This is a genomic window from Anaerococcus hydrogenalis (assembly GCF_002871895.1).
GTDB classification, from domain to species: domain Bacteria; phylum Bacillota; class Clostridia; order Tissierellales; family Peptoniphilaceae; genus Anaerococcus; species Anaerococcus hydrogenalis.
In genome coordinates this window covers 185,011-196,471 of sequence record NZ_PNHP01000002.1, presented here as the reverse complement: position 1 = coordinate 196,471, position 11,461 = coordinate 185,011, and the positions used below count along the sequence as shown (strand labels likewise).

Below are 11,461 nucleotides of genomic sequence, written 5' to 3'. Positions count from 1 at the left end.
ATTATAAATTAAGATTAGGACAAATAAATTAGCAATAATTTATTTTTTTTATATTGGAGGATAAATGAAAGACCCATATGAATTGTTAGAAGTTGACAGAAATGTCACTGATTCTGAATTAAAAAGAAAATATAGGAAACTTGCAAAAAAATATCACCCAGATTTAAATCCAGATGACGATGAGGCTCAAGAAAAATTTAAAGAAATTTCAGAAGCTTACGAAATCTTATCTGATCCACAAAAAAAACGTCAATACGACACTTATGGAGCTGCAGCCTTTGAAAATGGCGGTGGTGCTGGTGGATTTTCTGGTGGTTTTGGTGGCTTTGATGATATATTTGGAGATATTTTTGGAGATATCTTCTCACAAGGAAGAAGCCAACAAAGAAGAAGGGCCAGAAAAGGATCTGACATCCAACAAGTTGTAAAATTAACTTTCAAAGAATCTGCTTTTGGAATTTCTAAAGAAATTCAAGTAAGAAGAGAAGTTGAATGTGAAACTTGCCACGGAAAAGGTGCAAAAGATGAAAGTAAAATAAAAACTTGCCCTAAGTGTAATGGAACGGGCGTTATAAATAACGTAAGTCAAACTCCATTTGGTACAGTTTCTCGTCAAACTACTTGTGACCACTGCCATGGAACAGGTGAAATAATTGAAGAAAAATGTCCAGATTGTAATGGAAGTGGTAAAAAAATCAAAAATGAAAAAATAAAAGTCGATATACCATCTGGTGTAGAAAATGATTCTGTAATGAGAGTTGTTGGAAAGGGAAATGCTGGAGAAAATGGCGGATCTTATGGAGATTTGTATATAATCCTAAAGGTTGAAGAACATGAAATCTTCAAAAGAGATGGACTTGATATTTACTATGAAATGCCAATTTCATTTACAACAGCAGCCCTTGGTGGAAATATAGATATTCCAACCCTAACTACTACCAAAGAATATCATATACCAGCAGGAACCCAAACTGGGACTAAATTTAGGATAAAAAATGAAGGAATAAAATCTGATAGGTTTAAAAGACAAGGTGATCTTTATTTCTATGTAAAAGTTATTACCCCAACAAAATTATCCAAGGCTCAAAAAGAAAAATTAAAAGAGTTTTCAGAAATTTCTGGTGATGTGGTAAAAGAAGATAAGAACTTTTTTGAAAAATTAAAGGATTTGTTTGATTAATGAGTAAAACATTTAATATAAAAACCCTAGGCTGTAAGGTTAACCAATATGAATCTGAAGCCATTGAAGAGTTATTCAAAAAAAGAGGTTTTGAAAAAAAAGAAGACAATGCTGATATTTATGTTATAAATACTTGTACCGTAACAAATATGAGCGATAGAAAATCTAGACAGACAATATCAAAAGCTAGAAAAGAAAATAAGGATGCAATTATTGCAGTTATTGGTTGTTATTCCCAAGTTAAGGGAGATGAAGTAAAAGAGATTGAAGGCGTTGATATTGTTTTAGGATCAAGAAATAAGGAAGAAGTTGTAGATCTTTGTGAAAACTTTATAAATGACCATGTTAAAACTAAAGATGTGGAAGAATTTAAAATAGGTGAGGCTATTGAAGACTTAGAAATTTCTAACCAAGCTGATATGACCCGTGCCTATATAAAAATTCAAGATGGTTGTAATATGTATTGTTCTTATTGTTTGATTCCTTATGCAAGGGGAAATATTGCATCAAGAGATTTGGTATCAATTATTGACGAGGCAAAAAGATTAAGAGACAATGGCTTTAAAGAAATTGTCCTTACTGGAATTCATGTTGCAAGTTATGGAAAAGATTTGGATTTAAATATTTCCTTGATAGATGTAATTGAACATATTGCTAAAATTGATGGAATTGAAAGAATTAGACTTTCATCAATGGAGCCAAGACATATTGATAGGGAATTTTTACAAAGAATGAAAGATACAAAAAAAGCATGTGACCATTTTCATCTATCCCTTCAATCAGGTTCAGATGATGTACTAAAACTAATGAACAGAAAATATGATACAAAAATTTTCAAGGAAAAAGTTGACTTGATTAGGGAATATTTCCCAAATGCTGGATTAACTACTGATATTATTGTAGGTTTTCCAAATGAAAGTGAAAAAAATCATGAGCAAACAAAGGATTTTGTAAGAGATATTAAATTTTCTAAGACTCATCTTTTTAAATATTCTAAAAGAGATGGAACAAAGGCCGCTAGTATGAAAGATCAAGTCGATGGTAATACTAAAAAAAGAAGGTCGAAAGAGCTTTCAGTAATAGAAAAGAAAAATTCTCATGAATTTTTGGATAAGCAGATTGGAAAAACTTTATCAGTTTTGTTTGAAACAAAAACAGAACTTGATGGATATAAGTCAGGATATTCTACAAATTATTTAAGGGTTCACACAAAAGATGATGTTGAAATAAATGAAATTAAAGATATAAAAATCACCCAAAGAATTGATGATTATTTGATTGGTCAAATAATTTCTTAAGTCAGCTATGCTGGCTTTTTTTATTTGTTTTTTAAAAAAATTCTTTGATATGAAAGATTTTGAATTTTATTTTAGTTTGATTTATAATTTAAGAGAATTAATTTTTAATAAGGAGGATATATGATATTATTTTTTATTGGTCTTGCCATCCTTATTTTTGGAGCTATACTCTATTCAAAAGTTGTTGAAAGTCAATTTCAACCAGATGATAGAGAAACCCCAGCTGTAAGAAAAGCAGACGGTGTTGATTATGTTACTATGAGTAAAAAGAAAAATTGGTTGATAAATTTATTAAATATTGCTGGAACTGGGCCAATTCTAGGTCCTATCCAAGGTATTTTATTTGGGCCGATTGCTTTTTTAGCAATTCCATTAGGATGCGTTTTTGCAGGAGCTGTTCATGATTATGCAACAGGAATGATTTCTATGAGAAATGGTGGAAGTCAGGTTCCAAAGTTAGTTGGTAAATATTTAGGAACAAATGTCAAACGATTTTATAATGTTGTTATAGCAATTTTATTACTTCTAACTGGAACAGTTTTTGTTTATACTCCAGGAGATTTGATTGCACATGATATTATGGGGCTTAGTCCTAATTCAAATATTATCTGGATTATATATGGAATTATTTTTATTTATTATATTCTTTCAACGGTTTTACCAATTGATAAATTAATTGGAAGAATTTATCCAATCTTTGGTGCTTTCTTGTTGATTTCATCACTTGGAGTATTTATAGGGATTCTTATGAAAGGGCTTTCTCATTTACAATTTGAGGGCTATGGATTGTTTTATGATCACCCTGATGGTCAAAAATTTATACCTTCATTTTTTATAACTGTAGCTTGTGGTATCCTTTCAGGATTTCATGGATCTCAAGTAACTCTTGTATCAAGAACAGTCGCTAAAGAAAAAGAAGCTATGGGAACTTTTTATTCTACAATGATTACAGAAGGTTTTATAGCCATGGTTTGGGCAGCAGGTGCCTTAGTTTTATTTTCATCAGGAAAATCAGCTCTAGATACAGCTGGTACCTTAATGGTTGGACAAATTTCTAGAAATTTCATGGGTTCAGTTGGTGGATATTTAGCAATAATTGGTGTAATAGCACTTCCAATTACAAGTGGTGATACAGCTTTTAGGTCCTTAAGATTAATTGTTTCAGAAGAATTAAATATTGACCAAAGATCAGGTTTTAAAAGAGCAATAGTTGCAGCTGTTTTATTTGTACCTGCAGTAATTATTCTTGTTTTTGCTAAATCTAATCCTAATGGATTTAATATTTTATGGAGATATTTTGGATTTACCAATCAATTTGTGGCTATATTTGCCCTTGCTGTTGCAACGACATACTTGATTATAAATAATAAGAAATATTTGATGACCTTGATACCAGGAATTTTTTACACATTTATTGTATTTACCTTCATAATAAGTGCAAAAAAGATTGGTTTTGGTCTTGATTTAAAAATTGCCTATGCATTGGGCGCAATAATTGCAGTTTTATATGGTGTATTTATTGTAAAAAATGCGAATAAAAGAAGAAACGAAATAAAAAATATTATATTAGATTAATTCATTAAAAGATCAGCCTTGCTGGTCTTTTTTAATAAATAAAAAAAACCGTCTATTGACGGTTTTAGAGCGTAGACAAAGTCAGTTTAATAATATATTAATAATTCAAAAATAAAATTGTGCTATAACCCATATCGACTAGATAAATATGCCTTGATTTGGAATATTTATCCCTAAAGCTAAGTGCGAAAGCACGAATAAGTTTGCGTAGCAAATATGTTTTAGTGTGAGTGAAACGAACGCATGGAGAGATCTCATGAGATTTCTCCGCTCGTTGCACTCGGTCGAAATGGGTAAATTTTTAGTTTGTCAACAGCTTGAAACCATCTATTGACGATTTTATTTTGGAGCTGGAAACAGGACTTGAACCCGCAACCTTTTGTTTACGATACAATTGCTCTACCGATTGAGCTATTCCAGCCTATAATTTTATTATACGAAAAATATCCTTATAATCAATAAATATAGATTTCTAATTTATGATAATTTTTGGTATAATTGTCTAAAAGGTGGTAATATGGATAATTTAAATTATGATAGAATATATGCTATTTTAAATGAAATTAACATACCCTTAGTTATAGTAGCCGTCTTAGTTGGATTGGTTATTTTGTTTTTAATATCAAAAGTCCTACTTAAATTAGGAATGTTTTTGTTAGTCTTTACCTTTATATTTGATATGGTAATTAGGCTTATACCCTTTGATATTTATGCAAATTTTCCAACTACGAAACTTATTATTTGGGTTATGTATGGTATAGGATTTTTTATTTTTGCCTATAAAAATATAAAAAGACTTATGAAAAATAAAAAGAAAAAGGAACTTTTTAAGGATAAAAAACCAGTAGAAAAAGAAAAATCCAAGGACAATCCAATTAAAAAATTCTTTTCTTATACTGGATCTCTTCCATTTTTATTGATGCTTATTTTAAATATTTTTGCTCCTGGAGATGGGATTTATAAAAATATTTTAAATTTACTAACAAGCCTTTCATTTTTATTTATGGTTTTTACAACCTTGTGTAATACCTACAAAAGGGTAGATACTATGAAGGAAAATAAGGGAAGAATGAGGTTTGATGATCTAAATATTCCTTTTAAGAAAAAATCTCCTAACATAAGCAAAAATAACGATAGGAAGGTTTTGAAAAAAGAAAATGATAGTCATAATAATATAGAAAAAGAGGAAGATTTAGATAAGACTCAAACAAGAAGGTTGAATCTTAATGATATTGAAGATGAATTAAACAAGGAAAAATTTGACCATATTAACCTAGATGATTTTAAGAATAATATGGACCAAAATGATTTGATAAACCTAATAAATGATAAAAATAATAAACTTATAACTATGATTTCCCTTACAAATTTATCCGATGGGGTGAAGAAATCCTACAAGTCTAATAAGTGTATTGCAGATATTAGGCAAGATAATGAATTTAAGGTTGATTTAGAATTTGAAAATTTCAACGACTATGATTATGGAAGGTTTATTGACTTATTATTAGATTATTCAAAAAATAGGGGAAAATATAAGTTTCAACTTGATTTAATTCCACAAAAAGCAAAAAATTCTAAGGTTGTTTTTTATGACCCATCAAACTTGTATGAGCTTGATAGAGAATTTGGGGATAAATTTCAAGGTAGGACAATTTCTATGAATTTCCCAAAATATAAGATAAATTATATAACAGAAAATTAATTCTACTCCTTAAATCTATGTGATTTAAGGAGCTTTTTAATTTTATTAAAAAAAGAGTATAATATTTTTGTATGTAAAAAAATATTTTGATTTTTAAATATAGGAAATTTCCTATATTTTTGTAATTTAAGATAAATTAGTGAGGTAGTAATGGAAATATCAAAAATTCTTTCAGAAGAATTATCTATTAAGGAAAAAAGCATTGATGAGGTAATCAAATTATTAGATGAAGGCTCAACAGTTGCTTTTATTGCGAGATATAGAAAAGAAAAAACTGGTGGTCTAAAAGATACAGAAATTAGAGATATAGAAAGCGGACTAACAAGACTTAGAAATTTTCAAAAAAGAAAAGAAGAAATTCTTACATCTTTAGAAAATCAAGAAAAACTTGATGAAAAATTAAAAGAGCAAATAGACCAAGCTAAAACTTTGACAGAGCTTGAAGATATCTATGCTCCTTTTAAGAAAAAAAGAAAAACAAGGGCTGATAAGGCAAAAGAACTTGGACTAATGGAACTTTTGGATGATATATTAATGAAGGCTCAAAGTGAAGAAGAGGCACTTTCCTTTGCTAAAAAATACATAAAAGAAGGCATTGATGATGAGGATGATGCTATAAATAAGTCCTTGGATATTTTGGCGGAAGATGTGGCAAACAATATTGAGGCAAAAAATATTATAAGAAGAGATGGACTGGTTAGGGCAAGAATTTTGGCAGAAAAAAAGGAAGATGAAGATTTAACCTATGAAAATTATTATGATTTTAATGAAAAGATCAAGAATCTAAAGCCTTTTCAAATTTTGGCATTAAATAGGGCAGAAAAAAATAACGATTTGACTGTAAAGTTAGAATTTACAGATAATTATAACCTAACTTTAATTAAAAATCTTTATAAATCTAATAATGACTATACAGAATCCTTGATAAAAAAAGCTATAGAAGATTCTTATAAGAGACTTTTAATTCCAACTATAACAACTGAAATAAAAAATAAGTTAACTGAAAAAGCAGAAGAAGAGTCAATAAAAGTTTTTTCAAAAAACCTAAAACCATATATTTTGCAAAGACCAATTAAGGATAAAAATATAATTGGCCTTGACCCAGGATATAGGACAGGTTGTAAGGTTGCAGTAATTGATAAGCATGGAAAATATTTAGACCAAGCTGTGATTTATCCAGTAAAACCTCACTCAAAAGAAAGAGAAGCCATAGATCTTTTGAAAAATTTTATAAAAAAATACCATGTTGATATAATTGCCTTAGGAAATGCAACTGCAAGTAGGGAAACTGAAGCTGTAGTAAATAAATTATTAAAAGAGGTTGATGGAGTTTCCTATGCAATTGTAAATGAAGCTGGTGCTTCAGTATATTCAGCATCAAAGCTTGGAGAAGAAGAATTTCCAGACTTAGATGTTACAATAAGAGGAGCAATCTCAATGGCAAGAAGGCTTCAAGATCCTATGGCAGAGCTTGTAAAAATAGATCCAAAACATTTGGGAGTTGGTCAATATCAACATGACATAAATCAAAAAAAATTGGATGAAGAACTTTCAAAAGTTGTTGAAGATAGTGTAAATGAAGTTGGAGTAAATATTAATAATGCCTCTTACAAATTACTATCCTATGTTTCAGGCTTAAATTTAAATCTTGCCAAAAGAATAGAAGAAGATTTTAAAAATGGAGAAATAGTAGAAAGAAAAGATTTAAAAAAAGTTAAAGGTCTTGGAGATAAAACTTATAAAATGGCAGCTGGATTTTTGAGATTTCCTGATTCCCCAAATTTTTTAGATAATACTGCTGTCCATCCAGAAAGTTATAAAATAGCTAAAAAGCTTGTCGATTATGATTTAGAAAATATTGACTTGGAAAAATGTGCGACAGATCTTGATGTTGGGGTATTAACATTAGAGGATATAATAGATGAGCTAAAAAAACCAGGACGTGATCCTAGGGATGAACTTCCAGAAGTAATAACAAAAAGTGAAGTTTTATCGATCGATGATTTAAATGAAGGCGATATATTAGAAGGTACTGTTAGAAATATTACAGAATTTGGTTGCTTTGTAGATATAGGGGTTGGAATCGATGGGCTTGTCCATATTTCAAATATGAGCGATAAATTTATTAAAGATCCTAATGAGATTGTTACAAATTCTGATATAATAAAGGTAAAAGTAATTGAAATCGATAAAAAAAGAGAAAGAATAGGTTTATCGATGAAAAATATTAAGGAGTAAAATATGTTTAATTTTTTTAAAAAGAAAAAAAATGATGAGAAAAAAGTTTCGATAGCAAGCCCTGTTAATGGAAAAGTAGTAAAATTAGAAGAAGTTCCAGATCCAGTTTTTGCTGAAAAAATGGTAGGAGATGGCTTTGCAGTAATCCCATCTGATGGGGAAGTTTTTGCACCAGTAAGTGGAGAAGTTACCCTTCAACCAGATGGATATCATGCTATAGGAATAAAAACAGATGAAGGAATTGAAGTTTTGGTTCACTTTGGACTTGAAACTGTAGAATTAAAAGGTGATGGGTTTACTCCTCACGTAAAAGTTGGAGATAGGGTTAATAAGGGAGATAAAGTTTTATCAGTAGATATTGAAAAAATAAAAGATAAGGTTCCTTCATTAATAACACCTTGTATTGTAGCAAATCTTGAAGCAAATACCTTATCAGAAATAAACTTTGATGCAAATTGTGGAGATGAAGTTCAAACAGTTACAATTGTTGAATAATTGATAAAATAATTTGTCTGTGATAATATTTTTAGGTGGATAAATTATAAAAAATTGGAGGATAAATGAGATTATCGAAATATTATATGCCTACATTAAGAGATGATCCTCAAGATGCAGAAACTCAAAGCCATAAATTGTTGGTAAGGGGAGCTTTTATAAGAAAAACTTCATCTGGAGTTTACTCCTACCTACCACTTGGCATGAGAGTAATAAATAAAATAGAAAATATTGTAAGAAAATCAATGGAAAAATATGATTCCATAGAAGTTTCAACATCAGTATTACAAAGCAAAGATATTTGGGAAAAATCTGGTAGATGGCAAAATTTTGGACCAGAAATGTTTAAAATAAAAGATAGACATGACAGAGAATATTGCCTAGGACCTACAGCAGAAGAACAATTTACTTCACTTATAAAAGATGAATTAAATTCATACAAGCAATTACCCCTAAATCTCTACCAAATTGTATCTAAATTTAGGGATGAAAAAAGACCAAGATTTGGAATAAATAGGTCAAGAGATTTTATAATGAAAGATGCTTATTCATTTGATGTTGATATGGAAGGATTGGAAAAATCTTACCAAAAAATGTGGGATGCATATGTAGAAGTATTTGATGCCTTAGGACTTGATTATAAAATCGTAGAAGGCGATTCTGGAGCTATGGGTGGAAATACAAGTCATGAATTTATGGCTCTTGCCGAAACTGGAGAAGGAGAAATCTTCTATACAGAAAATTCTGATTATGCAGCTACAGATGAATCAGCTAAATTTTTCCTAGATATAGATGAAAATGAAGAGGAAAAAGAAATAGAATTAGTCCAAACTAAGGATACTAAAACTATAGAAGAAGTTTCCAATTTTCTAAAAATAGACCAAAACAAATGTGCAAAAGCAGTTGACTTATTAGTCCAAGGAAATCCAGTTCTTGTTCTTGTTCCAGGAGATAGGGAATTAAATATGGCAAAATTAATTTCTTATTTGCAAGTTCCAGAACATGAAATCGAAATGATGGATGATGAAACAATAAGAAAAATTACTGGAGCAGAACCAGGATTTACAGGTCCGAAAGATTTAAAAGAAGATGTTAGATTAATCGTTGATAAGTCCATTACTAGATATAGAAATTTAGTAATTGGAGCAAATAAAACTGACCATCACTTTATAAATGCAAACTTTAAAAGAGATTTTGATGGTGAAATTGCCGATGATCTTTTAACAGCAAAAGAAGGGGACCTTTCTTTAGATGGAAAAGAAGAGCTTAAAATTGCTCGTGGTATAGAAGTAGGAAATATTTTTCAATTAGGAACAAAATATTCTGAAAGTCTTGAAGCATATTTCTTAGATGAAAATGGTAAGCAAAAACCATTTATAATGGGATCTTATGGAATAGGAATTACAAGGTCTATTTCAGCTATAATTGAGCAAAATTATGATGATAATGGAATTATATGGCCAACAAAGGTTGCACCTTTTGAGGCTTGGATAACCCTTGTTAACAAAAACAAGGAAGATCAAAAACAATTGGCTGAAAAAATTTATGAATCTTTATTAGACCAAGGAATAGAAGTAATGCTTGATGACAGAAAAGAAAGAGCTGGAGTTAAATTTAACGACAGAGATCTTGTAGGCTGTCCTTATAGAATTACTGTAGGAAAAGATGCTAGCGATGATATAGTAGAATTTTCTAAAAGATCTGATATGGAAAATTTGAAAATGTCATCAGACGAGGCTATTGAAAAAATAGTTACATCTATAAAAGAAGATTTATGCAAATAATTGATCATAAAATATCACCAAAATATATAAGAGAATTATTAGTTGATAATTCAAAAATAATAGCTCTATTTCATGCAAATTGGTCTAATTTTTCAATTAAGGTTAAAGAAGATTTTTTAAAAGAAGAAGAGGACTCATACAAAAATATAAGAAAAATTATAATAGATATAGACAAAAATAGAGACTTATTAAAAAAAATGGGTATTAATCAAATACCATCTTTAGTTTCAATAACTAAGGATAGAAAAAACGGTAATGATTTTAATATAAATTTACTAAAAAATATTTAAGGAGCGAATATGTTAGTTAATGCAAAAGAAATGTTAGACAAAGCTTATGAAAACGGATATGGTATTGGTCATTTCAATATAAATAACCTTGAGTGGACAAAGGCAATCCTTGAAACTTGCCAAGAAAAAAATTCATCAGTAATATTGGGAGTTTCTGAAGGTGCTGCAAAATATATGGGTGGATTTAATGTAGTAGCAAAAATGGTTCAAGGACTTGATAAAGATTTAAATATCACAGTTCCAGTTGCTCTTCACTTAGACCATGGTTCATATGAAGGTGCAAAAAAAGCTCTAGAAGCTGGATTTACTTCAATAATGTTTGATGGTTCAAGTCTTCCAATTGATGAAAATGTTGAAAAAACTAAAGAAATAGTTGAACTATGCCATGCTAAAAATGTATCTGTAGAAGCAGAAGTTGGTGGTATCGGTGGAGAAGAAGACGGAGTTGTTTCTACAGGAGAGTTAGCTGATCCTGAAGAATGCAAAAAAGTAGCTTCTCTTGGAGTAGATTTCTTAGCAGCAGGAATTGGTAATATCCACGGTGTATATCCAGAAAATTGGCAAGGACTTAACTTTGAAAGACTTGAAGAAATTAAAGATGCAGTTGGAAAACTTCCTCTAGTTCTTCATGGTGGTACAGGAATTCCTGAAGAACAAGTTAAAAAAGCTATCGAAAGAGGAGTTTCAAAAATCAATATTAATACTGAATGTCAAATAGTATTTACAGAAGCTACAAGAAAATATTTCGAAGAAAATAAAGACAAAGAAGCTAAGGGATTTGACCCTAGAAAAGTATTAAAACCAGGATTTGAAGCTATAAAAGATAAAGTAAGAGAAAAAATAGAATTTTTCGAATGTGAAAATTCAGCAAAATAAAAAATAAATACGGAGCCTAAAGG

General features: G+C 29.8%; 9 protein-coding genes and 1 tRNA gene. 9 read left to right on the top strand and 1 reads right to left on the bottom strand.

Translation table 11 applies throughout. The features are described 5' to 3' along the window. The first annotated feature begins 64 nt into the window (after nt 1-64). From dnaJ to CJ192_RS03905, 3 genes are all read left to right on the top strand, one after another. Nucleotides 65-1,180: a molecular chaperone DnaJ gene (gene dnaJ, locus CJ192_RS03915; RefSeq protein WP_004817361.1), complete on the top strand. Its 1,116-nt coding sequence runs from the start codon at nt 65-67 to the stop codon at nt 1,178-1,180. Then, nucleotides 1,180-2,478 carry a tRNA (N(6)-L-threonylcarbamoyladenosine(37)-C(2))-methylthiotransferase MtaB gene (gene mtaB, locus CJ192_RS03910; protein WP_102197847.1) on the top strand — a complete coding sequence of 433 codons (1,299 nt, stop codon included), beginning with the start codon at nt 1,180-1,182 and terminating at the stop codon, nt 2,476-2,478. Before dnaJ ends, mtaB begins: the two co-directional genes overlap by 1 nt. 120 nt (nt 2,479-2,598) lie before the next feature. After that, nucleotides 2,599-4,053 carry a carbon starvation CstA family protein gene (locus CJ192_RS03905; protein WP_102197846.1) on the top strand — a complete coding sequence of 485 codons (1,455 nt, stop codon included), beginning with the start codon at nt 2,599-2,601 and terminating at the stop codon, nt 4,051-4,053. 345 nt (nt 4,054-4,398) lie between these two features. Here the strand turns inward: CJ192_RS03905 and CJ192_RS03900 are convergent. Continuing rightward, a tRNA-Thr gene (locus CJ192_RS03900) sits at nt 4,399-4,474 on the bottom strand. A gap of 96 nt (nt 4,475-4,570) precedes the next feature. On the opposite strand from CJ192_RS03900, the gene CJ192_RS03895 reads away from it, so the two are divergent. The 6 genes from CJ192_RS03895 (at nt 4,571) to fba (ending at nt 11,438) form a co-directional block, all read left to right on the top strand. Beyond that, complete coding sequence (locus CJ192_RS03895; protein WP_102197845.1) at nt 4,571-5,755, top strand: hypothetical protein; 1,185 nt, start codon at nt 4,571-4,573, stop codon at nt 5,753-5,755. A gap of 150 nt (nt 5,756-5,905) precedes the next feature. Continuing rightward, entirely contained in the window at nt 5,906-7,993 is a 2,088-nt protein-coding gene (locus CJ192_RS03890) for a Tex-like N-terminal domain-containing protein (RefSeq protein ID WP_102197844.1), read from the top strand. A gap of 3 nt (nt 7,994-7,996) precedes the next feature. Beyond that, on the top strand, nt 7,997-8,488 hold the full coding sequence (locus CJ192_RS03885) for a PTS sugar transporter subunit IIA (protein ID WP_102197843.1): 492 nt from the start codon (nt 7,997-7,999) through the stop codon (nt 8,486-8,488). A gap of 65 nt (nt 8,489-8,553) precedes the next feature. After that, nucleotides 8,554-10,272: a proline--tRNA ligase gene (locus CJ192_RS03880; protein ID WP_102197842.1), complete on the top strand. Its 1,719-nt coding sequence runs from the start codon at nt 8,554-8,556 to the stop codon at nt 10,270-10,272. Next, a complete protein-coding gene (locus CJ192_RS03875; protein WP_102197841.1) occupies nt 10,263-10,562 on the top strand; it encodes a thioredoxin in 300 nt (99 codons plus the stop codon). Before CJ192_RS03880 ends, CJ192_RS03875 begins: the two co-directional genes overlap by 10 nt. A gap of 9 nt (nt 10,563-10,571) precedes the next feature. Next, on the top strand, nt 10,572-11,438 hold the full coding sequence (fba, locus tag CJ192_RS03870) for a class II fructose-1,6-bisphosphate aldolase (protein WP_004817287.1): 867 nt from the start codon (nt 10,572-10,574) through the stop codon (nt 11,436-11,438). Nucleotides 11,439-11,461 lie beyond the last annotated feature (23 nt).

Coding starts and splice junctions, on each gene's coding strand:
- dnaJ (WP_004817361.1), top strand. CDS start 65: ATGAAAGACCCATATGAATTGTTAGAAGTTGACAGAAATGTCACTGAT.
- mtaB (WP_102197847.1), top strand. CDS start 1,180: ATGAGTAAAACATTTAATATAAAAACCCTAGGCTGTAAGGTTAACCAA.
- CJ192_RS03905 (WP_102197846.1), top strand. CDS start 2,599: ATGATATTATTTTTTATTGGTCTTGCCATCCTTATTTTTGGAGCTATA.
- CJ192_RS03895 (WP_102197845.1), top strand. CDS start 4,571: ATGGATAATTTAAATTATGATAGAATATATGCTATTTTAAATGAAATT.
- CJ192_RS03890 (WP_102197844.1), top strand. CDS start 5,906: ATGGAAATATCAAAAATTCTTTCAGAAGAATTATCTATTAAGGAAAAA.
- CJ192_RS03885 (WP_102197843.1), top strand. CDS start 7,997: ATGTTTAATTTTTTTAAAAAGAAAAAAAATGATGAGAAAAAAGTTTCG.
- CJ192_RS03880 (WP_102197842.1), top strand. CDS start 8,554: ATGAGATTATCGAAATATTATATGCCTACATTAAGAGATGATCCTCAA.
- CJ192_RS03875 (WP_102197841.1), top strand. CDS start 10,263: ATGCAAATAATTGATCATAAAATATCACCAAAATATATAAGAGAATTA.
- fba (WP_004817287.1), top strand. CDS start 10,572: ATGTTAGTTAATGCAAAAGAAATGTTAGACAAAGCTTATGAAAACGGA.